Here is a 21,250-nt window from a genome sequence, read left to right as displayed (position 1 = left end):
CTCGGTCCGGCGACTCGCAGCGGGATGAACGTAAGCGGATGAACCGGTGGCGCGACGGACGGTTGTCCGTCGCGCCACCGGAAGGGGTGAATGCACGTAACTTTCCCACCCCGGTCGCGTTTCGTCGCGCTACGGGGTGCTTCGCGTACGCTGCGTCAGGCTGCGGCCACGGCGAAGTCCGCGAAATCGCCGCGCGGAATACGCGAAATACGCGGGCCGGATTTCCCGCACGCGGAATTACCCGAAAGGACCGCGCCGCCGTTCACGGCGGAAATGCCCCACCCCAGGATCAACTCCTGGGATCGACTCCCGGGCTCAACTCCCGGGATGCACCCACGGATTGGGCCGGCACTTGATGCCGTCGATGTCCAGCGACTTGGTCTGCTGCTGCATCACGGGGGCCAGCGCCCCCGGCGTGCGGCAGGTGACATGGCTGTGCCCGAGCCGGTGGCCGACCTCGTGGTTGATGAGCATCTGGCGGTAGGCGAGCATCGCCTTGTCCCCGAAGGTGTCCGATCCCTGCGCCCAGCGGAAGGCGTTGATCATGACCCGGGAGGTCGACGCGGAGTCGCAGGAGACGTTGTCGACGGTGGTGTCCAGACCGGACTTGGCGCACCAGGTGCCGGTGGTGCCCGGGCTGGCGAGCGTGACCACGAACTCGGGCTCGCCGCTGGAGATCCGCTCGAAGGTCATGGCGCCCTTGCCGGCCCAGCTCCGCGGGTCGTTGAGGGTCTTCTGCACGGCCTGCGCGAAGAGCTTGGCGTCGAGCCCGAGCCCCTTCTCGACGTCGACGCGGTAGCGGATCTTGCGCCCCTGGCCCGGCGCCTTGTCGAAGCCGGCCACGGCCTCGAAGTCGCCCGAGCCCTTGAGCTTGGGGTCGATCGGGAACTGACCGGCCATCAACTGCTCGTACGTGGGCGGCGCGGTGGGCGCCGCGGGTGCGGCGGACGGCGCGGCGGCGGAGGGGGTGAGCCGGTCGTCGGAGCGCGAGGCGCCGCCGTCGTCGACGGCCCGGTCGGTGGGCCCCTCGGCCGAGCGGGCGACGGCCGCACCGGAGTCCCGGTCGGCGACCTGACCTGCCACGACGACGGCGAGGACGGTGGTGACGGCGGCGGCCGCGATGCCGGTGAACGCGCGGCCCTTGCCGCCGGTCTTCGCCGGGGCCTCCTCCGGGAGCGTCTCGGGGACGTCGGCGTCGTCCGCGACGCTCTCCCGGCGCTGGCCGGGGATGAAGGGCGGGGGGACCTCGGCGGTCTCGGCCGGCGCGTCCCCTCGGCGCCCCTGCCAGTCGCCGTAGCGCTGGGGGTGGGCCGGAGTCTCGGAGTGCTCGGGGTGTCCGCCGCGTACGGCCGTCTCGGCGGGGGCGGTGTAGACGGGGGTGCCGTGCATCGGCGTGTCCCAGACGGGCCGCCCGCCGGGCGCGGGCCGCTGCTGCCCGTACCCGCTCGGCGCCTGCCCGCCATACAGACCGGCGCCCGTGCCCTGCGCGTACCCAGTCTGCTGCTGGGTGTACGCACCGCGTGCGTACGGATCCTGGGCGTACGGATCCGGGGTGTACGGGGCCTGGGGGTACGCGCCCTCGGCGCCCGGTGCGCGCCTGCGGCGCCCCGATCCCGCCCCGGTGGTTCCCCGCCCCTGCCCCGGCCCCGGTTTCTCCGCCCGCCCCTGCGCCTGTTCGGCGGGGGGAGTGGGCGCGGAGCCCTTACGACTGTGTCGTCCCACGCCCCGGATCAGCTCCTGCCGCTGTCGTCTGCACCGGCCGCGTCGGCCGCGTCGGCCTGGATCAATTCCTTCACGGCCTGAGCGACCGTCTCGGGGTACTCCATCATGGCCACGTGGCCGGCGTCCGGGAGGGTCAGCAGTCGCGAGCCGCGGAACGCCGCGGCGGCCCTGCGCGCCATCCGGTACGAGACGAGCTTGTCCTGTCCTCCGTAGACGAGCAGCGTGGGCGCGAGCACCCGTTCCGCCTGCCGCCAGAGGCCGTGCTGGCCGCCGAGCGTATAGGCGTCGACGATGCCGCGCGAGGAGCGGGCCATGGCGTCCCAGAAGTACGGGAGCTCCAGGCGGCGCTCCATCTCCTCCACGGCGTGCCGCAGGCCCTCCTCGGAGACCCGGCCGGGGTCTCCGTAGCAGAGCGAGAGCACGCCCCGGACCCGCTGCTCCGGCGTCCAGTCCCGGGAGAGCCGCGCGAAGAGCGAGGACACGCCCGGCAGGGCGAACAGCGCGGTCGGCCAGGCGGTGCGCTGGACGCGCAGCTCGGGCAGGGCCGGGGAGACCAGGGTCAGCGTGCGGACCAGGTCGGGGCGGACGGCGGCGACCCGGGTGGAGACGGCGCCGCCGAGCGAGTTGCCGATGAGGTGGACCGGGCCGCGGCCGCGGGCGTCGAGAAAACGGATGACCGCCCGGGCGTGTCCCGTGACGGAGTAGTTGCCGTCGTCGGGCGGCGGGGAGTCGCCGAAGCCCGGCAGGTCGACGGCCTCGCCGTCGACCTGGTCCGCGAGCAGCGGCATCAGGGCCGTCCAGTTCTGCGAGGAACCGCCGAGGCCGTGGACGTACAGCGCGGGCGGGAGGCCCGGCCTGGCGCCGGGCCGGGCGCGCACGGTGAGCGTGAGCCCGGGCAGCGCGACGGAGCGCAACTTCTCGCCGTCGGCGACGCGTACGGCGCGGGTCCGCGGCGTGTGCGGTGCGGCGGCGGTCCGGGTCTCCGGAAGCTCGGTCGACGACATGGCCGCAATATTACGAGACGATCACGCGGCGGCGCGTGTGTGTGGCGTCACAGGATCGGGTGCGCCGCGCCGGGTGTGCTCCTACGCTCGTAGTGAGGGTCATCGGAGAGCCCCCGCATGCCGGAAGGAACCGCATGACTGCCGACCCGACGGAGCCGGACACATTCGCCGAGGAAGAGGACGTCGTGCTCGACGAGGAAATCCCTGAGGCCGACGCGGCCGAGCAGCGCGCCGAACTGCAGCAACGCGAGGACGAGCCCCACACTCATCTCGAACGGGACTCGGCGAACGAGGCGGACTCCTCCGAACAGGCGCGTGTGATCGCCCTCGACGAAGACGACTACCGCTGATTTGTTCGGTTTAACGTTGAATCGCCTGTCGCCCTGGGCGTCCGGTCCGTGAAATTCTGCGTCCGCACCGCGCACAGCCGGGTTACCCAAAAGTACGATGGCGGGCGCGACACCACAGCGCGCAAGGATCGATTTTTGGGAGGCGGCGTGACAGCCATCGAGCAGACAGAGGCAGCACGCCCTCGGGGCACGCGCCTGCCGCGCCGCGCCCGACGGAACCAGCTCCTCGGGGCGGCCCAGGAGGTGTTCGTCGCGCAGGGGTACCACTCCGCCGCGATGGACGACATCGCCGAGCGCGCGGGCGTCAGCAAGCCGGTCCTGTACCAGCACTTCCCGGGGAAGCTGGAGCTCTATCTGGCCCTGCTCGACCAGCACTGCGAGGCGCTGCTCCAGGCCGTCCGCACCGCCCTGGCGTCGACCAGCGACAACAAGCTCCGCGTCGAGGCCACGATGGACGCGTACTTCGCGTACGTGGAGGACGAGGGCGGCGCGTTCCGGCTCGTCTTCGAGTCCGACCTCACCAACGAGCCCGCCGTGCGCGAGCGGGTGGACCGGGTGAGCCTGCAGTGCGCCGAGGCGATCTCCGACGTCATCGCCGAGGACACCGGCCTCTCCAAGGACGAGTCGATGCTGCTCGCGGTGGGCCTGGGCGGTGTGTCGCAGGTCGTGGCGCGCTACTGGCTCTCCAGCGAGTCCGCCATCCCCCGCGACAAGGCCGTCGCGCTGCTGACCTCGCTGGCGTGGCGCGGCATCGCGGGCTTCCCGCTGCACCCGACGGACGGTCAGCCGATCGCCGAGGGTCACTGAAAGCCGCTCCGTCGGTGTTCGCTCCTGGCGTTCCGCCGGTAGGCCGTGCGGGTCCCCTCGCCGGGCTAATGTGTGCAGCGTACGGCGCGGGAGACGCGCAACGCTGACCGTTCGGAGGGACATAGCCGTGGAGGTCAAGATCGGCGTGCAGCACGCACCCCGGGAGATCGTTCTGGAGAGCGGGCAGTCCGCCGAAGAGGTCGAAAGCGCCGTGGCCGACGCGCTGGCCGGCAAGGCGCAGCTGCTCAGCCTCACGGACGAGAAGGGCCGCAAGGTCCTGATCCCGGCCGAGAAGATCGCGTACGTGGAGATCGGCGAGCCGGCGGTGCGCCGGGTGGGCTTCGGCGCTCTCTGAGTCGTGTGACATGGGGAAGGGCCCGGCGGATTCGTTCCGCCGGGCCCTTCGTCCGTCCGGGTGGCGTGCCGGCCGGCCCCGGCGCCTGGGGATTGAACGAAGGTGCAGGTGAGGCGGGCGGGGAGGATTGCGTGCGAGTCGGCCCGGGTAGGACGGCTACGACCGCAATGCCCGCCCCGCACCGCACGCGAGGTGATCCCGTGTTCCTGGAAGCTCTCGGCGCCGCACTGCTCGGATTCGCCCTGGCCTGGGCCGCCGTGCACCGGCTGCCCGACCGCCTCCCCGCGCGCGCGGTCGTCCTCACGACCGGCACGCTCGGCGCCGTCTTCGGCGCCCTGGTGACCCATGGCGCTCTCGGCCCCGGCCATGCCCTGTCGACGATCGTCGGGGCCGTGGCGGTCGCGGCCGTCCTGCTCTCGCTGCTGATCCGCCCGGCCTCCCGCCGGCTGCGCCGATCAGCGGCGGCGTGAACAGCGCCGCTCCCTCGACGACCGTGAGCGGGCCCGGAACCCCGGGCCCACCTCCGCGAGTCCTACGCGGCCAGGCCCAGCGCGGCCATGCGCTTGGTGTGGGCCTCGGTGATCCGCGAGAACATGCGGCCGACCTCCGCGAGGTCGAAGCCCGCGGCCATCGTGTCGACCCCGCCGACGAGCATGGTGGAGAGGGCGTCGCGCTCGGCGACGACCCGCTGGGCCTGCGAGAGCGCCTCGCCCATCAGGCGGCGCGCCCACAGCGCGAGCCGGCCGCCGACCCGCGGGTCGGCGTCGATCGCGGCGCGCACCTTCTCCACGGCGAAGTTCCCGTGACCCGTGTCGTCGAGGACGGACAGCACCAGCGCGCGCGTGTCCGAGTCGAGGCGGGCCGCGACCTCGCGGTAGAAGTCGCTGGCGATCGAGTCGCCGACGTAGGCCTTGACCAGGCCCTCCAGCCAGTCCGACGGCGCGGTCTGGCGGTGGAAGTCGTCCAGGGCCTTGGCGAAGGGCTCCATCGCGGCGGTCGGCTCCGCGTCGACGGCGGCGAGCCGGTCGCGCAGCCGCTCGAAGTGGTGGAACTCGGCGGAGGCCATCTTCGCCAGCTCCGCCTTGTCCGCGAGGGTCGGCGCCAGCTTGGCGTCCTCGGCGAGCCGCTCGAACGCCGCCAGCTCTCCGTAGGCGAGCGCGCCGAGCAGATCGACGACCGCGGCGCGGTACTGCGGCTCGGCGGAAGCGGTGGCCCAGTCCTGGGCGGCGATCCCGGTGAGGGGCTCTTCGGCGGGCGTGGCGTTGTCAGGCGTCTCCATGAAGCGCACAATAGCCCGCTCCCCGGGGCGCTCAAGGCCCTGGTCAGTCACTGTGACCGCGCCCTCATCACCAATTCTCCCAACACACATGCGCGAATCCGGGGTACAGTGGTAAAGCGCCTGCTGAGTATGCGGACAAGCTTTCGCACGTTCGGACGTACTCGGTGGGCCGACTCATGAATGAGGATGCCCGGTCGGTGGCCCGACTGGCTCCGACCCGACAGCCCTCCCCGCGCACCCGCGGGAGGGTCCCTCAAGCGGCACGACGCTCGAGCGACGGCAGTGGTCCCGCGCCACCTGACTGTGATCCTTTCCTTGATCCGGTCGGAAGCGAATCGGCACGGTACGACCCCCAGCGTTCGCCTCACGCCGCGTCTCACAGAAGAGGCAGCACCCTGACTACGACTTTCCGAGAGCTCGGAATCCTTCCCGAGACGGCCGAGGCGCTCGAAGCCGTCGGCATCGTCACCCCCTTTCCCATCCAGGAGATGACCCTTCCGGTCGCCCTCTCCGGCACCGACGTCATCGGCCAGGCCAAGACCGGCACCGGCAAGACCCTCGGTTTCGGTCTGCCGCTCCTGGAGCGCGTCACCGTCCCCGCGGACGTCGAGGCCGGCCGGGCCAAGCCCGAGCAGCTGACCGACGCCCCGCAGGCCCTGGTCGTCGTCCCCACGCGCGAGCTGTGCACCCAGGTCACCAACGACCTGCTGACCGCCGGCAAGGTCCGTAACGTCCGCGTGCTCGCCATCTACGGCGGCCGGGCGTACGAGCCCCAGGTCGAGGCGCTCAAGAAGGGCGTCGACGTCATCGTCGGCACCCCGGGCCGCCTGCTCGACCTGGCCGGCCAGCGCAAGCTGGACCTGTCGCACGTCAAGGCCCTCGTCCTCGACGAGGCCGACGAGATGCTCGACCTGGGCTTCCTGCCCGACGTCGAGAAGATCATGAACATGCTTCCGGCCAAGCGTCAGACCATGCTGTTCTCGGCCACCATGCCGGGCGCCGTCATCGGTCTCGCCCGCCGCTACATGTCGCAGCCGACGCACATCCGCGCCACCTCGCCCGACGGCGAGGGCGTGACCGTCGCCAACATCAAGCAGCACGTCTTCCGCGCGCACTCGATGGACAAGCCGGAGATGGTCTCCCGCATCCTGCAGGCCAACGGCCGCGGGCTCGCGATGATCTTCTGCCGTACGAAGCGCACGGCGGCCGACATCGCCGAGCAGCTCCAGCGGCGCGGCTTCGCGTCCGGCGCGGTCCACGGCGACCTGGGCCAGGGCGCCCGCGAGCAGGCTCTGCGCGCGTTCCGCAACGGCAAGGTCGACGTGCTCGTCTGCACCGACGTCGCCGCGCGCGGTATCGACGTCGAGGGCGTCACGCACGTCATCAACTACCAGTCGCCCGAGGACGAGAAGACGTTCCTCCACCGCGTGGGCCGCACCGGCCGCGCGGGCAACAAGGGCACGGCCGTCACCCTGGTCGACTGGGACGACATCCCGCGCTGGCAGCTCATCAACAAGGCGCTCGGCCTGGACTTCCACGACCCGGTCGAGACCTACTCCAGCTCCCCGCACCTGTACGAGGAGCTCGACATCCCGGCGGGCACCAAGGGCGTCCTGCCGCGCGCCGAGCGGACCCGCGCCGGTCTGGGCGCGGAGGAGCTCGAGGACCTGGGCGAGCCCGGCGGCCGTGGTGGCCGTGGTGGCCGCAAGCAGGCCGCCCCGGCGGCCGAGGAGCGTCCGGAGCGTACGCGCACCCCGCGCCAGCGTCGGCGTACGCGCGGTGGCTCCGCGTCGGACGAGACGGCCGTGGCCGCCGCTCCGGCAGCGGTCGCCGCTCCGGTGACGGAGGACGCGCCGGCGGAGCCGCGCACCCCGCGCCGCCGTCGCCGTACCCGCACGGGCGGGGCCTCCGAGGCCCCGGTCACGCGCGTCGCCGAGACGGCCGTCGCCGCCGCGCCGGTCGCGGAGGCCGCTCCGGTCGCCGTCGCCGCCGCTCCTGTGGTCAAGCAGGCCAAGCCGGTGGACCGGGCCCCGCAGGCCGCCCCCGAGGCGCCGAAGGCCCCGCGTCGCCGCCGTGCGCGCATCCTGCCCCAGGCCGACACCGTGGGCTTCCAGACCGTGGAGACCGCGGCCGCGGCGCTCGCCGCCGCCGCGCCGGTCACCCCGGTCGCGGAGCCGGTCGCCGAGACGGTCGTCGAGGAGCCGAAGAAGGCCCCCCGCCGCCGTACGACCAAGAAGGCCGTCGCGGCCCCTGAGGTCGCGGAGACCGTCGAGGCCACCCCGGTCGTCGAGGTCGTCGAGGAGCCGAAGAAGGCTCCCCGTCGTCGTACGACGAAGAAGGCAGTCGCCGCCGAGCCGGTGGAGACGCCGGCCGTCGTCGAGCCCGTCGCCGAGGAGGCCCCCAAGGCCCCGCGCCGCCGGACGACGAAGAAGGCAGTCGCCGCCGCCGAGGCGCCGGACGCCTCGGAGCCGAAGACCGCGCCGCGTCGTCGTACGACGAAGAAGGCGGCCGCCGCTCCGGCGGAGGCCGGTGTCGTCGAGGAGGCCCCCAAGGCTCCGCGCCGCCGCACGACGAAGAAGGCCGCGGCCGCGCAGCCCGAGAGCTGACGCGCCGTCCGTACCTTCCCCGTGGCCCGGCCCCTCCCCAGGGGCCGGGCCACGGTGCTGTCCGGCCTCCGGCCGTCGCTGAACAGCGGATACAGTCGCTCTATGAGCAAGCCCCGGTCCCTGGCGCTGCCCCCGCGCACCCGTGCCTACCGGCTGAGCACGACACGCGGCGACTTCGCCGTCCTGGACACCGCGCCCGAGGGCGAGCGGCGGGGCACGGTGCTGCTGCTGCCCGGCTACACCGGCAGCAAGGAGGACTTCCTCGCCCTGCTCGGTCCGCTCGCGGCGCACGGCTACCGCGCCCTCGCCGTCGACGGGCGCGGCCAGCACGAGACCCCGGGGCCGCGCGGGCGGCACGCCTACCGCCGCCGGGCGCTCGCCCTGGACGTGGTGGCGCAGGCGGCCGTGCTCGGCGACGGTCCGGTGCATCTGCTCGGCCACTCCTTCGGAGGTCTGGTGGCCCGCGCCGCCGCCGAACTCGCGCCGGGCGCCTTCCGCTCGCTGACCCTGCTCTCCTCGGGACCCGGCCGGGTGGCCCGCCCGCAGCGGGTCAGGGTCCTGGCCCTGCGGGGCGCGCTGGCGCTGCTGCCGAAGGAGCGGGTCTGGCTGGCGACGCGCTGGCTGGACAGCCGGGGCGAGGAGCCGGGGGTCGCGGACCCGCCGGAGATCGTACGGTTCCTGCGGCGCCGCTGGATGCGCACCCGGATCGCCCAACTGGCGGGCGCCGGGCGGCTGTTGCTGCGCGACCCGGACGGTACGGCACGCCTTGCCGCGCTGCCGATGCCGGTGCACATCGCGTACGGCGCGGACGAGATGGTCTGGCCGACGCACGGCCTGGCCGAGGCGGCGGCCCGGACGGGCGCGCACCACACGGTGGTCGCGGGCGCGGGCCACTCCCCCAACGTCTCGCACCCGGAGGAGCTTGCGGCCCGCCTCGCGGCGTTCTGGGACGGCCCGCGCGAACGCTAGGCGCTCAGAACTGCGCCTGGAGGTGCTGCCAGAACCCGTCGCGGAGCGCCCTGCGCAGGGCCGCGTGGCCGCGCAGGGAGCGGCTGAGGAGCCGCTCGGCGTCGATGAGGAGGTCCTGGTCGACCGGTCCCGGCAGGTACGGGTGTCCGGGCAGCAGCTCGGCCAGCGCGTCGCTGCCGCGTTCGGCGATCCACATCGCGGCGATCTGGGCGCCGACGAAGCGGACCTCGTCGCGGGAGGGCGGGGGCTCGCCCTCGTTCTCGTACGTCGTGACGGGCCGTCGGGTCACGTAGGGCCGCCAGAAGTCGAGGTCGAAGGTGCGGCGGCTGTCGACCTCCCAGAGCAGCGGCTCGGCCTGGTTGCGCCCGTCGGCGGCCTCGATGCCCCAGAGGTGGACGCGGGCCCCGTAGCCCTGGGCGGCCTCGACGGCCGAGACGAGGTCCTCGTCGCCGCCGACGAGCGCGGCGTCGCTGATGGCGCGGTGGCGGGCGAGGGACTCCAGGTCGGAGCGGATGAGGGAGTCGACGCCCTTCTGCTGGTTGTTGGCGTTGAGGTTGCCGAGCCGGACCTTGACGTCGGGGAGTTCGGCGATGGACTGCTGCTCGGGCGTGTGGATGCGGCGGCGTGCGCCGTCGTACCAGTAGACGCGCAGCAGCCGGCTGTCGGCGAAGATCGTGCGGGCCTTGTCGATGAAGGCCTCGATGAGCCCTTCGGCGTCGAGGTCGAAGGAGCGGCGGTCCTCGGTGCCCGCGACCAGCAACCCGGCCGCAGCATAGACGTAACCCGCGTCGACGAAGATGGCATGGGTCGACGGGGTCTTCGCCACTTCGGCGAGCATCCGCCGGAGGAGCTCATTGGTGCGCTCCAGGCGGTCGCCCAGGTCGACGAAGGGGTCCTGGGGCGGCGTGAGGGGTGTCTCTGCGTCGTTCATCGGCCCTCATTCTCCGCCCGGCCGACGGCTCACGCCACCACCACCCACGTTAGTAGTTAGCCATCCGAAAAATTTCCTTAGCGTAGGGAATGTTTGCAGGATGCATCTCGTTGGACCCTGTGTAACACCGCACCAGCACCACAGTTCTCCAGCAGGAGGATCAACTCCAGACGAAGGGAGAAGCCCATGCGCTTCGAAATCCTGCGACTCGACGACATCGACGGCACGCCCGTCGACCGGACCGTCGTGGACGCCGCCTCCGTCAACCGGATCGTGCAGCAGGCCGCTCAGATCGGCCAGCGCATCTGGATCCGCCCGGCAGACAGCACGGCCTCGTAACGCGGCACCCGCTCCGAACGCACCGCGCCCCCGCATGGACTCCGACGACCGGAATCCGTACGGGGGCGCAGTGCTGTGCGGGACCCCTAGGCGCCCTGGACGATCTGCATGACGCCGTTGATGATCTGCTGCACGGCGATGGCCGACAGCATCATGCCCGCGAGCCGGGTCACGAGCACGACACCGCCGTCCTTGATGACGCGGATGATCACCAGCGAGTAGCGCATGGTCACCCAGAGCACGACGTGCATGGCCACGATCGCGGCCCAGACGGAGACCTGCGCGGCGGCGCCGTCGGCGTGCTGCACGGCGAGGATGACGGAGACGATCGCACCGGGCCCGGCGAGCAGCGGCATGCCGAGCGGCACGAGGGCGACGTTGACGTCCTTGGTCTGCTTGGGCTCGTCGGTCTTGCCGGTGAGCAGGTCGAGCGCGATGAGCAGGAGCAGCAGACCGCCGGCGATCATCAGGGCGGGTACGGAGACGTGCAGATACGCCAGGATCTGCTGGCCCAGGATGCCGAAGACGGTGATGACGCCGAAGGCGACGGCGACGGCCTGCCAGGCCATCCGCCGCTGCACCTTGGCGGCCCGGCCGGAGGTGAGGGCGAGGAAGATCGGGGTGATCCCGGGCGGATCCATGATCACGAAGAGGGTCAGAAACAGCGAGCCGAATACGGCGACGTCGAACACGGTGTGCCTTGCGATGAGGGGTGTACGAGGGTGTGGGTGGGCGTGCGCCCGCGCCACGGCTCCGCCGGGCGACAGCGCGGTGGCGGGTGACAGGTGGGAGGCCCGGGGGCGCCGGACCGCGAGGGGCGGGCCCGGGACCCGTAGGGGCTCAGGAGTGATTCCCCGCCGGGAGGCCGACGGGAAGGGCGCGGGCTCGCGCGGGCTAGGCCGGTCCGCCCGTGCCGGGGACCGGGAAGGCGCCCGTGGCGCGGCGCGTGATCTCGCCGTAGATCTCGGGGTCCGTCGTGTACTCGCCGAGGACGCAGGTCTTGCGGCTGCCGTGGTAGTCGCTGGAGCCCGTGGCGAGCAGCCCGAGTTCCTTCGCGAGCCCGTGCAGGCGCGCCCGCGTCGGCTCGTCGTGGTCCATGTGGTCGACCTCGATGCCGTCGAGGCCCGCCGCCGCGAGGCGGGCGATCGCGGCCTCCGGGACGACCTCGCCCCGCTTGACCGCGAGCGGGTGCGCGAAGACCGTGACCCCGCCGGCCGCCTTGACGAGCCGGATCGCCTCGAACGGGTCGAGCTCGTGCTTCCGGACGTACGCCCGTCCGCCGTCCGCGAGCCACTCGGGCGTGAACGCGCCGGACACGTCCGGTACGACTCCGAGCTCGACGAGCGCCTCCGCCACGTGCGGGCGGCCGACCGAGCCGTCCCCGGCGATCCGGGCGACCTGGTCCCAGGTGACGGGGACACCGAGTTCCTGGAGCTTGCCGACCATCGCCCGCGCGCGCGGCACGCGGTCGTCCCTGACCAGCTCGCGCTCGGCGGCCAGTTCGGGCTCGTCGGCGTCGAAAAGGTACGCGAGCATGTGCAGACCGACGCCGTCGAGGCGGCAGGACAGCTCGGCGCCGGTCACGAGGGTCAGCCCCTCGGGCAGCGCGGCGAGCGCGGCGGCGTGGCCCCGCGTGGTGTCGTGGTCCGTGAGCGCGACGACGTCCAAGCCGGCGGCGGCCGCGTTGCGGACCAGCTCGGCCGGGGTGTCCGTACCGTCCGAAGCGGTGGAGTGGGTGTGCAGGTCGATGCGCACGACGTGGTACTCCAGGGCTCGGGGCGGGCGAACAAGGGGACGCTCCAGCATAACGGGCGAATAAGGCCCACCCGCCCCGTACAACAAAGGCGTCAGACGTCACACGCCCCGCACACCCAAGCCCTCAGACCGCCTCGACCCCCATATCCCAGGCTCGGCGCGCCATCGACCGAGCAATCGCCCCGGGAGCCGCTACGTCGGCAGACGCGATCGGCCCCGGACCCGCTACGTCAGCAGACGGGGCGTGAGCGCCCCGCACGGCAGGAGTTCGACCTCCGCGCCCGCGTCGCGCAGGTCGGTCAGGACCAGTTCGTCGTACATCAGCAGGCCCGACTGCTCGGGCCACACGATCGCCCAGAGCCAGAGCCCGCGCGCCTCCCCCGCGAAGACCGCCCGGTCCTGCGGGGTCCCGCTCACGTGCCACAGGGGTGTCGGACGCCCGGCGGCGAGGACCTTGGTCTGCGCGGGCTTGTCGATGGAGAGCCCCGTCCCGGGGTCCGGGCCGTCGAGCCCGGCGTACCGCGCGCCGAGACCGACGCCCAGCTCCTCGGCCACGAGCAGCAGCTCGCCGATGCCGCCGAGCGGCCCCGGGCCCGAGCAGGCGACGGCGGTGGCGCGTCCGCCGCTGCGGTCGTCACCGGCGTACGCGACCCCGGTGAAGAGCCAGCCGACGGGTAGGGGCCACGGCATCCAGACCGGCACCTGGGCCCGGTGCACGACGACACCGAGGGCCTCGACGCTGGGCGGGATCACGGGCTGCAGCGGGTGCACCGTGCCGTGCACCGCACACTGCCAGGAGTCGGCAAAAAGACCGGGCGCCCGGACCCGGCCACCGCACCTCGGGCAACTGGGTTCGCCCCTCATAGAGCCCAACGGTCCTACCCCTCCGCGCCCGCGTCAAGGACGATCACCCGTCCGGACCGACCAGTTCACCCCGAGTGGCAGGTACAACCATCAACAACGGGCGCGACACGCCGGAGCGGCGTCAATCCAGGGTGACCGAACGGCGGAGCGGATCGCGCAGGTCCGTGCCGTTGGCCAGCCAGCGCTCCTCCAGCGCCTGTGCCCCGTGGACCCGCTTCCAGGCCGCCTCGTTGGACGTCATCGGCAGCAGCGGCAGGAAGCGGACCGGGTCCATCGGGTCGTCGAGCTCCAGGTCCTCCACCAGGCCGCCCGGCTCCGCCACGAGGACCGAGCTGAACGGGGCCCCGGGCCAGAGGGGTTCGCCGACGTCGAGCGAGGCGCCGGCGGCCACGACCACGCCCTCGACCTGCGGGGTCGAGGCGAGGACCGCGAGCGGGCGCAGCACCTTGTCGGTGTCGGCGAGCCCGGCCCGTACCGAGAGGACCAGCTCCGCGCGCGGGCCCTTCACCGGGTCGGCGAGCGCGGCGGTCGGATCGGCCATCGGGTGTGCGGCCATGCCGAGGGTCGCGTACCGGACGATGTCGCCGTCGAGGAAGCGGAGCACCTCGATCCGATCCGTGCCGAGAAACGTCACCGCGGCGCGCGCGTCCGGTTCACCGAGCGCCGAACGCAACCGGGCCTCGACCAGAGCAAGAACTTCTCCCATGCGGGGAGCATAGATCGCGTATGAAACGGGCAAGCAAAGGGATTGGCCCTCAGTCGGCTGATAGTCTTGGCCGGTGGTCGGTACTCCCGACCACTCGTCATCCCCCATGGGGGACCGGCCGGAGGAGGTGGGGCTGCTGTGAATCGAAGTCGATCGGGCAGTACCAACCGCTCTTCCGCCCCGCACCTGAGCCCGGTGCGTTTCTCCCGGTGATCTGAGGCTTTCCGCACCCGGTCCGCCCACCTTCATCCGGCATCTCGCACGACGGAAGAGCACTTCGCCTTTGCCTGTCTGTAGCGAACGCCGTCACCGCGACGCCGCGGTGCCGCCCGCTTTGTGGACGACGTAGCTCCACGTCCTCATTCCGGGCTGTGCCACGCCCCGCCGACGGCTTCTCCGTGAAGGAGCATGCCCATGTCGATGATCCGTGACCTGCGTGCCGCGGTCCGTCCCTCGCTGCGCACCTCCCTGCGCAAGCCCACCGTCGCCGGCGCCTCGCAGTACGCCAACTACGACGCGACCCGTGACCCCTCCGCCTCCAGCGCCGTCGTCGACTGCGCCGTCTACCGGGACGGCCGCCGCGTGGACGACCGCGCGTGCCTGACGCCGCGCGGCGCGATGCGCCAGGTACGGGAGAGCGGCGGCTTCGTCTGGATCGGCCTGCACGAGCCGACCGAGGCCGAATTCGCCGGTATCGCGGCCGAGTTCGGGCTCCACCCGCTCGCCGTCGAGGACGCCGTCCACGCCCACCAGCGGCCGAAGCTGGAGCGGTACGACGACACCCTCTTCACCGTCTTCAAGACGATCCACTACGTCGAGCACGCCGAGCTCACCGCGACCAGCGAGGTCGTCGAGACCGGCGAGGTGATGTGCTTCACCGGCCCCGACTTCGTCATCACCGTCCGGCACGGCGGGCAGGGCTCCCTGCGCAACCTGCGCCACCGCCTCCAGGGCGAGCCCGAGCTCCTGAGCAAGGGACCCTCGGCCGTCCTGCACGCCATCGCCGACCACGTCGTCGACGGCTACATCGCGGTCGCCGACGCCGTCGAGCTCGACATCGACCAGATCGAGATCGACGTCTTCTCGCCGCCGGCGAAGGGCTCCACGCGCGGCACGGACACCGGGCGGATCTACCAACTCAAGCGCGAGGTACTGGAGTTCAAGCGCGCGGTCAGCCCGCTCCTGCGCCCGATGCAGCTGCTGAGCGAGCGCCCGATGCGGCTCGTGGACCCGGACATCCAGAAGTACTTCCGTGATGTCGCCGACCACCTCGCGCGCGTGCAGGAGCAGGTCGTCGGCTTCGACGAGCTCCTCAACTCGATCCTCCAGGCCAACCTGGCGCAGGCGACGGTCACGCAGAACGAGGACATGCGCAAGATCACCTCCTGGGCGGCCATCATCGCCGTCCCGACGGCGGTCTGCGGTGTGTACGGCATGAACTTCGAGCACATGCCGGAGCTGGAGTGGAAGTACGGATACCCGATGGTGCTCGTCGGCATCGCGGCGATCTGTTTCGCCATCCACCGCACCCTGAAGCGCAACGGCTGGCTGTAGGGGGCGTCGGCCTCCTCTCGATAGGCTGCGGGCATGACAGACACGCTGCTCGGGCCCGCCCTCGTCGAGGAGGCCACGAAGAAGTCCGGCCTCATCTGGGTCCGGGGCGACGCCCCGGCGGCCCGGGCGCTGTGGCACGTCTGGCACGAGGGCGCGGCGCACGTCGTCGGCGACGGCCCGGGCGAGCAGCCCCTCCCGGGGCTCGTCGCGGGCGCGACGGCCGAGGTCACGGTCCGCAGCAAGGACAAGGGCGGCCGGATCGTCGCCTGGACGGCGGCGGTCGCCGAACTCGCTCCCGGTACGGAGGAGTGGGACGCGGCGGTCGCCGAGCTGAAGGGCAAGCGCCTCAACGCGACGGACGGCGAGGCCATGCCGGACCGGTGGGCGCGCGAGTGCCGGGTGCTCCGGCTGACCCCGCTCGACTCCACGACCGACCTGCCGACCGGCTCCCTCGCGGCGGCCCCGCAGGCCTCCGACGCGATCACCCGCCGCCCGATCCCGGCGGCCCTCCCGCGCCTGCTGCTCAAGCGTCGGGGGCGCTGAGCCCGGCGCCGGCCCGGCGCGATCTCGTCGTGCGCGATCCCTGATCCTCGTGGAACCTGACGAGGAACAGCCGCATCTCCTCAGGTGGCGGCGAACTCCAGGAGTCGGGGCACCACATGACGAGCGACCACGAGGAACCGCGCAGTCGAGGGAAGTCCGCCGCGATCGTGGCGGCGGCCGTCTGTCTGGCCGTCGTCGGCGCCGCCACCGTCTGGTCGGCGAGCGGCGACGACCCGCGCAGCTCCTCGCGCGACACCGGCGCCCCTGCCCCCACCGCGCCCGTCGCCCCGCTCCAGCCCGACGCCTCCGGCACGCCGGCGAAGCCCGCCCCCGGTCAGGACGCCCGCCCGTTCACCCTGGTCGCGACCGGCGACATCATCCCGTACCCCTCGATCATCCAGCGGGCCGCCGCCGACGCGGAGGGCGGCGGGCACGACTTCCGGAAGATACTCGCGGGCGTCGAGCCCATAGTCTCCGGCGCCGACCTCGCGTTGTGCCACCACGAGATCCCCTACGGGCAGCCCGGCGGCCCCTACACCGGCTACCCCACCTTCAAGGCGCCCCACCAGCTCGCGGACGCCCTGAAGGAGACCGGTTACGAAGGCTGCTCGACCGCCTCGAACCACACCCTCGACGCCGGCTTCGAGGGCCTGAAGCGGACCCTCGACGGGCTCGACCGGGTGGGCCTGAAGCACGTCGGCTCGGCGCGCGACGCCGAGGAGGCCAAGGCCCCCGCCTGGTACACGGCCGGCGGAGCGAAGGTGGCCCAGCTCTCGTACACGTACGGGACGAACGGCATACCGCTCCCCGAAGACAAGCCCTGGGCGGTCAACCTGACCGACCGGCAGCGGATCGTCGACGACGCGCGGGCCGCCCGGCGCGCGGGCGCCCAGGTCGTCCTCCTGAGCATCCACTGGGGCACCGAGTGGCAGGAGGCCCCCGACGAGGCGCAGCAGGAGCTCGCGCGGGCGCTGACGGCCTCCACCACGGACGGCCTGACCGACATCGACCTCGTCCTCGGGACGCACAACCACGTGCCGCAGCCGTACGAGAAGGTCAACGGCGTCTGGGTGGTCTACGGGATGGGCGACCAGGTCGCCAGCTTCTACCCCGCCGAAATGGCGCGCGGCAACATGTCCTCGATCCCGCGCTTCACCTTCGGGCCCTCCGCGGAGCACCCGGGGAGGTGGACGGTGACGAAGGCCGAGTACCTCACGCAGTACTCCGCCATGGGCCCGCCGTTCCGGGTGGTGTGCGCCTCGTGCGACACGCGCTACCCGGCGGTCGACGCCCGCGTCACCGAGGCCGTGATGTCCCGGGGCGCGGGGGCCCAGGGGCTGACCCGCGCCACGCGCTGAGCGGCGGTCAGGTGCGCGGGAGCTGCTTGCCGTAGTCGAGCGTCTCCCCCGGCGCCGGGGCCTCCAGCGCGAAGTCCTTGTCCCACTCGGAGAGCACGACCACGCCCGCCCCGCCGCCGCGCGCGAACTGGAGCGGGAACGGGGTGCCTTCGAGCGCGACGTCGAGCGTGCCGCCCTCGCCGTCCTCGCCGCCCTTGACCTTGACCGTACGGATGCCGCCGATCTTGTCGCGGTCGCCCTTCACGACGTCGCCGTGCAGACCGATGAGCCCGTCCAGGAGCAGGTCCATGTCGGTGAAGCCGCGCAGTTGCTTGTACGAGGGGTCGTCCTGCGGGACCTTCACGTACTTGTCGTCGAGCTTGTCGGCGGCCTCGCTGTCGGCCTCCGAGGCGTCGGAGGAGTCGGACGAGCCGGAGGTCGAGGAAGGCTTGGCGGAGCTCTGGCTGCCGCCCTCGCCGTGTGTCCAGAACGCCGCGTCGGCCTTCATGTAGAGCGCGTCACCGATCCGCAGCAGCTCGAAGGTGCTGTTCTTCGTCGTGACCGAACCGGTCGCGCCGTCGTCCTTGAGCCGCATGTTCAGCTTGAACGTGCCGCCCTTGCTGACGAGCGTCCCGGCGAGCCGGACCGCCTTCGCGCTGTCGGCCGCCGCCTGCGCCTTCTCCTCGATGGCGTCCGGGGCCAGCTTCCCGACCCCGTTGGTCCCCTCGTCCGGGTCGTCCGCGCAGGCGCTGAGTCCCGCCGCGAGACCGGCGCACAGCGCCAGCGGCAGGACGACCCTGCGGATGCGCGATGCAGTGAGGAGTGCGGTCACCGGCGCGGCCTCTCGTCTGTCGTCGACGTCGTCGATGGTGGCGTCGATGGTGGGGGGACGGCAGCACGCAGCGTACCCGGGCCGGGTGGCGTCGCCGCAGGCAGCCGTACGGGTGCTTTCGCCAGGGCGCCACGGATGGGCACGGGCTAGCCTGAATCCGGCATACCTCAGCATTGACCAGCATCGACCCGAATCGTGCGGCACCGAGGAGGCGCGTGGCATGGTGGCAGGCGCCCCCCGGATCTTCGTCTCGCACCTCGCCGGTGTCCCCGTCTTCGACCCCAACGGCGACCAGGTCGGCCGGGTCAGCGACCTCGTCGCCATGCTCCGGGTCGGCAGGCGCCCGCCCCGGCTGCTCGGCATGGTCGTGGAGGTCCTCAGCCGCCGCCGGATCTTCGTGCCGATGACCCGGATCACCGGCGTCGAGTCCGGCCAGGTCATCACGACGGGCGTGGTCAACATGCGGCGCTTCGAGTCGCGCCCCACCGAGCGGCTCGTCCTCGGCGAACTCCTCGACCGCCGCGTCCAGCTGGCCGGGACCGACGAGGAGGTCACCGTCCTCGACATCGCGATCACGCAGCTCCCCGCCCGCCGCGAGTGGGAGATCGACCGGGTCTTCGTCCGGCGCGGCAAGCCCGGCGCGCTGCGCCGCAAGGGCGAGACCCTGACCGTCGAGTGGTCGGCCGTCACCGGCTTCTCCCTGGAGGAGGAGGGCCAGGGAGCGGAGAGCCTGGTCGCCACCTTCGAGCGGCTGCGCCCCGCCGACCTGGCCAACGTGCTGCACCACCTCTCCCCCAAGCGGCGCGCCGAGGTCGCCGCCGCCCTCGACGACGACCGGCTCGCCGACGTCCTGGAGGAGCTGCCGGACGACGACCAGGTCGAGATCCTCGGCAAGCTGAAGGAGGAGCGGGCGGCGGACGTCCTGGAGGCGATGGACCCGGACGACGCGGCCGACCTGCTCTCCGAGCTGCCGGAGGAGGACAAGGAGCGGCTGCTCGCCCTGATGCGGCCCGACGACGCCGCCGACGTCCGACGGCTCCTCGCGTACGAGGAGCGGACCGCCGGCGGTCTGATGACGACCGAGCCGATCGTGCTGCGGCCGGACGCCACGGTCGCGGACGCGCTGGCCCGCGTACGCCAGCAGGACCTCTCCCCCGCGCTCGCCGCGCAGGTGTACGTGTGCCGGCCGCCGGACGAGACGCCGACGGGCAAGTACCTGGGCACGGTGCACTTCCAGCGGCTGCTGCGGGATCCGCCGTTCACGCTGGTCAGTTCGCTGGCCGACAGCGACCTGCCGCCGCTCGCCCCGGACACCCCGCTGCCCGCGGTCACCAGCTACCTCGCCGCGTACAACATGGTCGCGGCGCCGGTGGTGGACGAGAGCGGGTCGCTGCTCGGCGCGGTCACCGTGGACGACGTGCTCGACCATCTGCTGCCGGAGGACTGGCGCGAGACCGAGTTCCACGGGGAGGGGGTGACGCATGACGTCTGAGCGCGCGCGGGAGAGGGATCGGGAGCGGGAAAGGGAGCACGAACGGGAGCGGGAGCGGGAGCGGTCCATGTCCCGGATCCGGCTCGACCTGCCGCGCGAGCGGCGGGCTCGGCTGCTGCCGGAGTACGACCCGGAGGCCTTCGGCCGGTTCTCGGAGCGGATCGCGCGCTTCCTCGGCACCGGGCGGTTCATCGTCTGGATGACGATCACCATCGTCCTCTGGGTGCTGTGGAACATCTTCGCGCCGTCGTCGCTGAAGTTCGACGAGTACCCCTTCATCTTCCTGACGCTCGCCCTGTCCCTCCAGGCCTCGTACGCGGCCCCGCTGATCCTCCTCGCGCAGAACCGGCAGGACGACCGCGACCGGGTCAATCTCGAACAGGACCGCAAGCAGAACGAGCGGTCCATCGCCGACACCGAGTACCTGACGCGGGAGATCGCGGCGCTGCGGATGGGCCTCGGCGAGGTGGCCACCCGCGACTGGATCCGCTCGGAGCTCCAGGACCTGATCAAGGAGATGGACGAGCGCCGCGATCTATTCCCTCGGGGCGGCGGACAGGGACGTGACGTAACCGACCGCTGACAGGTCTTTCCGGTGCCCGTGGTCGGCGCCGTACCATCTCCATATGGCTACGGAAGACGCGGTGCGCGAAGCACTGGCGACGGTGAACGACCCCGAGATCAACAAACCGATCACCGAGCTCGGCATGGTGAAGTCGGTGGAGATCGGATCCGACGGCAGGGTCGCCGTCACGGTCTACCTCACCGTCTCCGGCTGCCCGATGCGGGAGACGATCACCCAGCGCGTCACGGACGCGGTCGCGGGGGTGGAGGGCGTCACCGGCGTCGACGTCACGCTCGACGTGATGAGCGACGAGCAGCGCAAGGAGCTGGCCTCGGCCCTGCGGGGCACGACGGCGGAGCGCGAGGTGCCGTTCGCCAAGCCCGGCTCGCTGACCCGGGTGTACGCGGTCGCCTCCGGCAAGGGTGGCGTCGGCAAGTCCTCCGTGACCGTCAACCTGGCGGCGGCGATGGCCGCCGACGGTCTGAAGGTCGGTGTCGTCGACGCCGACATCTACGGTCACTCGGTGCCCCGCATGCTGGGCGCGGACGGCCGTCCGACCCAGGTCGAGAACATGATCATGCCGCCGTCGGCGAACGGCGTGAAGGTCATCTCCATCGGCATGTTCACCCCGGGCAACGCGCCGGTGGTGTGGCGCGGCCCGATGCTCCACCGCGCGCTGCAGCAGTTCCTCGCGGACGTGTACTGGGGCGACCTGGACGTCCTCCTGCTCGACCTGCCCCCGGGCACCGGCGACATCGCGATCTCGGTCGCGCAGCTCGTGCCGAACGCCGAGATCCTCGTCGTCACGACCCCGCAGCAGGCGGCGGCCGAGGTCGCCGAGCGGGCCGGCTCCATCGCCGTCCAGACGCACCAGAAGATCGTCGGCGTCGTCGAGAACATGGCCGGTCTGCCGTGCCCGCACTGCGACGAGATGGTCGACGTGTTCGGCACGGGCGGCGGCCAGCGGGTCGCGGAGGGGCTGACGAAGACCACGGGCGCGACCGTCCCGGTCCTCGGCTCCATCCCGATCGACGTGCGCCTGCGCGAGGGCGGCGACGAGGGCAAGCCGGTCGTCATCACCGACCCGGACTCCCCGGCGGGCTCCGCCCTCCGCGCCATCGCCTCCAAGCTCGGCGGCCGCGCGAGGGGCCTCTCGGGCATGAGCCTGGGCATCACGCCGAGGAACAAGTTCTAGGACGGCATGGCGAAGGGGCACCCGAGCGGGGTGCCCCTTCGTCGT

General features: G+C 72.3%; 22 protein-coding genes. 13 read left to right on the top strand and 9 right to left on the bottom strand.

Translation table 11 applies throughout. The annotated features are described in order from the left end of the window. Positions 1-315 precede the first annotated feature (315 nt). Both ACWCO8_RS16615 and ACWCO8_RS16610 read right to left on the bottom strand, forming a co-directional pair. Positions 316-1,722: a DUF3152 domain-containing protein gene (locus ACWCO8_RS16615; protein ID WP_451032775.1), complete on the bottom strand. Its 1,407-nt coding sequence runs from the start codon at positions 1,720-1,722 to the stop codon at positions 316-318. 8 nt (positions 1,723-1,730) lie between these two features. Then, entirely contained in the window at positions 1,731-2,726 is a 996-nt protein-coding gene (locus ACWCO8_RS16610; protein WP_451032774.1) for an alpha/beta fold hydrolase, read from the bottom strand. Positions 2,727-2,860: 134 nt separating this feature from the next. Here ACWCO8_RS16610 and ACWCO8_RS16605 point away from each other — a divergent pair, with 134 nt between their 5' ends. From ACWCO8_RS16605 to ACWCO8_RS16590, 4 genes are all read left to right on the top strand, one after another. Then, positions 2,861-3,076, top strand: coding sequence for a hypothetical protein (locus ACWCO8_RS16605; protein WP_362011232.1), 216 nt, complete (start codon positions 2,861-2,863; stop codon positions 3,074-3,076). A 147-nt stretch (positions 3,077-3,223) separates the two neighbouring features. Next, on the top strand, positions 3,224-3,883 hold the full coding sequence (locus tag ACWCO8_RS16600) for a TetR/AcrR family transcriptional regulator (RefSeq protein WP_362011229.1): 660 nt from the start codon (positions 3,224-3,226) through the stop codon (positions 3,881-3,883). 127 nt (positions 3,884-4,010) lie between these two features. Then, positions 4,011-4,238 (top strand): DUF3107 domain-containing protein, encoded by a 228-nt coding sequence (locus tag ACWCO8_RS16595; protein ID WP_260229006.1) that lies wholly within the window; start codon positions 4,011-4,013, stop codon positions 4,236-4,238. A gap of 200 nt (positions 4,239-4,438) precedes the next feature. Next, positions 4,439-4,708: a hypothetical protein gene (locus ACWCO8_RS16590; RefSeq protein ID WP_362011227.1), complete on the top strand. Its 270-nt coding sequence runs from the start codon at positions 4,439-4,441 to the stop codon at positions 4,706-4,708. A gap of 62 nt (positions 4,709-4,770) precedes the next feature. Here the strand turns inward: ACWCO8_RS16590 and ACWCO8_RS16585 are convergent, their stop codons facing one another. Next, positions 4,771-5,517 carry a ferritin-like fold-containing protein gene (locus ACWCO8_RS16585; RefSeq protein ID WP_362011224.1) on the bottom strand — a complete coding sequence of 249 codons (747 nt, stop codon included), beginning with the start codon at positions 5,515-5,517 and terminating at the stop codon, positions 4,771-4,773. Positions 5,518-6,005: 488 nt separating this feature from the next. Here ACWCO8_RS16585 and ACWCO8_RS16580 point away from each other — a divergent pair, with 488 nt between their 5' ends. Both ACWCO8_RS16580 and ACWCO8_RS16575 read left to right on the top strand, forming a co-directional pair. Next, on the top strand, positions 6,006-8,123 hold the full coding sequence (locus ACWCO8_RS16580) for a DEAD/DEAH box helicase (RefSeq protein WP_451032773.1): 2,118 nt from the start codon (positions 6,006-6,008) through the stop codon (positions 8,121-8,123). A 102-nt stretch (positions 8,124-8,225) separates the two neighbouring features. Beyond that, positions 8,226-9,092 (top strand): alpha/beta fold hydrolase, encoded by an 867-nt coding sequence (locus ACWCO8_RS16575; RefSeq protein WP_362011219.1) that lies wholly within the window; start codon positions 8,226-8,228, stop codon positions 9,090-9,092. A 4-nt stretch (positions 9,093-9,096) separates the two neighbouring features. Here ACWCO8_RS16575 and ACWCO8_RS16570 read toward each other — a convergent pair whose 3' ends face one another. Continuing rightward, the gene (locus ACWCO8_RS16570; RefSeq protein WP_362011216.1) at positions 9,097-10,023 is read right to left on the bottom strand and encodes an NYN domain-containing protein; all 927 of its coding nucleotides are present in this window, start codon (positions 10,021-10,023) and stop codon (positions 9,097-9,099) included. Positions 10,024-10,209: 186 nt separating this feature from the next. Here ACWCO8_RS16570 and ACWCO8_RS16565 point away from each other — a divergent pair, with 186 nt between their 5' ends. Then, positions 10,210-10,362, top strand: coding sequence for a hypothetical protein (locus ACWCO8_RS16565; protein ID WP_362011214.1), 153 nt, complete (start codon positions 10,210-10,212; stop codon positions 10,360-10,362). Positions 10,363-10,448: 86 nt separating this feature from the next. Here the strand turns inward: ACWCO8_RS16565 and ACWCO8_RS16560 are convergent, their stop codons facing one another. From ACWCO8_RS16560 to ACWCO8_RS16545, 4 genes are all read right to left on the bottom strand, one after another. Beyond that, positions 10,449-11,054 (bottom strand): MarC family protein, encoded by a 606-nt coding sequence (locus tag ACWCO8_RS16560; protein WP_362011212.1) that lies wholly within the window; start codon positions 11,052-11,054, stop codon positions 10,449-10,451. A gap of 202 nt (positions 11,055-11,256) precedes the next feature. Beyond that, entirely contained in the window at positions 11,257-12,117 is an 861-nt protein-coding gene (locus ACWCO8_RS16555; RefSeq protein WP_451032857.1) for a PHP domain-containing protein, read from the bottom strand. A gap of 225 nt (positions 12,118-12,342) precedes the next feature. Further along, complete coding sequence (locus ACWCO8_RS16550; protein ID WP_362011206.1) at positions 12,343-12,981, bottom strand: DUF6758 family protein; 639 nt, start codon at positions 12,979-12,981, stop codon at positions 12,343-12,345. Positions 12,982-13,102: 121 nt separating this feature from the next. Next, positions 13,103-13,687: a suppressor of fused domain protein gene (locus tag ACWCO8_RS16545; protein ID WP_451032772.1), complete on the bottom strand. Its 585-nt coding sequence runs from the start codon at positions 13,685-13,687 to the stop codon at positions 13,103-13,105. 414 nt (positions 13,688-14,101) lie between these two features. Here ACWCO8_RS16545 and ACWCO8_RS16540 point away from each other — a divergent pair, with 414 nt between their 5' ends. The 3 genes from ACWCO8_RS16540 (at position 14,102) to ACWCO8_RS16530 (ending at position 17,142) form a co-directional block, all read left to right on the top strand. Continuing rightward, entirely contained in the window at positions 14,102-15,241 is a 1,140-nt protein-coding gene (locus ACWCO8_RS16540; RefSeq protein ID WP_362011200.1) for a magnesium and cobalt transport protein CorA, read from the top strand. A gap of 33 nt (positions 15,242-15,274) precedes the next feature. Then, positions 15,275-15,784 (top strand): hypothetical protein, encoded by a 510-nt coding sequence (locus tag ACWCO8_RS16535; RefSeq protein ID WP_451032771.1) that lies wholly within the window; start codon positions 15,275-15,277, stop codon positions 15,782-15,784. Between the two features lie 116 nt (positions 15,785-15,900). Next, positions 15,901-17,142, top strand: a complete 1,242-nt coding sequence (locus ACWCO8_RS16530) for a CapA family protein (RefSeq protein ID WP_451032770.1) — start codon at positions 15,901-15,903, stop codon at positions 17,140-17,142. 7 nt (positions 17,143-17,149) lie between these two features. On the opposite strand, the gene ACWCO8_RS16525 is transcribed toward ACWCO8_RS16530, so the two are convergent. After that, positions 17,150-17,953: a hypothetical protein gene (locus tag ACWCO8_RS16525; protein ID WP_451032769.1), complete on the bottom strand. Its 804-nt coding sequence runs from the start codon at positions 17,951-17,953 to the stop codon at positions 17,150-17,152. 220 nt (positions 17,954-18,173) lie between these two features. Here ACWCO8_RS16525 and ACWCO8_RS16520 point away from each other — a divergent pair, with 220 nt between their 5' ends. From ACWCO8_RS16520 to ACWCO8_RS16510, 3 genes are read left to right on the top strand one after another with little or no spacing between them, the layout of a single operon-like run. Continuing rightward, on the top strand, positions 18,174-19,445 hold the full coding sequence (locus tag ACWCO8_RS16520; RefSeq protein WP_451032768.1) for a magnesium transporter MgtE N-terminal domain-containing protein: 1,272 nt from the start codon (positions 18,174-18,176) through the stop codon (positions 19,443-19,445). After that, positions 19,435-20,028 (top strand): DUF1003 domain-containing protein, encoded by a 594-nt coding sequence (locus ACWCO8_RS16515; RefSeq protein ID WP_451032767.1) that lies wholly within the window; start codon positions 19,435-19,437, stop codon positions 20,026-20,028. Before ACWCO8_RS16520 ends, ACWCO8_RS16515 begins: the two co-directional genes overlap by 11 nt. Positions 20,029-20,071: 43 nt before the next feature. After that, positions 20,072-21,205 (top strand): Mrp/NBP35 family ATP-binding protein, encoded by a 1,134-nt coding sequence (locus ACWCO8_RS16510; protein ID WP_362011189.1) that lies wholly within the window; start codon positions 20,072-20,074, stop codon positions 21,203-21,205. Positions 21,206-21,250 lie beyond the last annotated feature (45 nt).

The sequence above is a fragment of the Streptomyces sp. NPDC001927 genome, from assembly GCF_053594455.1.
Note: the sequence above shows the minus strand (reverse complement) of the source record. Positions and strands in the feature narration are given on the sequence as shown.

Excerpts from the sequence above, each read along its gene's own strand:
- ACWCO8_RS16570 (WP_362011216.1), bottom strand. The coding sequence starts at position 10,023 with ATGAACGACGCAGAGACACCCCTCACGCCGCCCCAGGACCCCTTCGTC.
- ACWCO8_RS16565 (WP_362011214.1), top strand. The coding sequence starts at position 10,210 with ATGCGCTTCGAAATCCTGCGACTCGACGACATCGACGGCACGCCCGTC.
- ACWCO8_RS16520 (WP_451032768.1), top strand. The coding sequence starts at position 18,174 with ATGGTGGCAGGCGCCCCCCGGATCTTCGTCTCGCACCTCGCCGGTGTC.
- ACWCO8_RS16540 (WP_362011200.1), top strand. The coding sequence starts at position 14,102 with ATGTCGATGATCCGTGACCTGCGTGCCGCGGTCCGTCCCTCGCTGCGC.
- ACWCO8_RS16610 (WP_451032774.1), bottom strand. The coding sequence starts at position 2,726 with ATGTCGTCGACCGAGCTTCCGGAGACCCGGACCGCCGCCGCACCGCAC.
- ACWCO8_RS16605 (WP_362011232.1), top strand. The coding sequence starts at position 2,861 with ATGACTGCCGACCCGACGGAGCCGGACACATTCGCCGAGGAAGAGGAC.
- ACWCO8_RS16550 (WP_362011206.1), bottom strand. The coding sequence starts at position 12,981 with ATGAGGGGCGAACCCAGTTGCCCGAGGTGCGGTGGCCGGGTCCGGGCG.
- ACWCO8_RS16510 (WP_362011189.1), top strand. The coding sequence starts at position 20,072 with ATGGCTACGGAAGACGCGGTGCGCGAAGCACTGGCGACGGTGAACGAC.
- ACWCO8_RS16535 (WP_451032771.1), top strand. The coding sequence starts at position 15,275 with ATGACAGACACGCTGCTCGGGCCCGCCCTCGTCGAGGAGGCCACGAAG.
- ACWCO8_RS16515 (WP_451032767.1), top strand. The coding sequence starts at position 19,435 with ATGACGTCTGAGCGCGCGCGGGAGAGGGATCGGGAGCGGGAAAGGGAG.
- ACWCO8_RS16545 (WP_451032772.1), bottom strand. The coding sequence starts at position 13,687 with ATGGGAGAAGTTCTTGCTCTGGTCGAGGCCCGGTTGCGTTCGGCGCTC.
- ACWCO8_RS16530 (WP_451032770.1), top strand. The coding sequence starts at position 15,901 with ATGACGAGCGACCACGAGGAACCGCGCAGTCGAGGGAAGTCCGCCGCG.
- ACWCO8_RS16585 (WP_362011224.1), bottom strand. The coding sequence starts at position 5,517 with ATGGAGACGCCTGACAACGCCACGCCCGCCGAAGAGCCCCTCACCGGG.
- ACWCO8_RS16580 (WP_451032773.1), top strand. The coding sequence starts at position 6,006 with ATGACCCTTCCGGTCGCCCTCTCCGGCACCGACGTCATCGGCCAGGCC.
- ACWCO8_RS16575 (WP_362011219.1), top strand. The coding sequence starts at position 8,226 with ATGAGCAAGCCCCGGTCCCTGGCGCTGCCCCCGCGCACCCGTGCCTAC.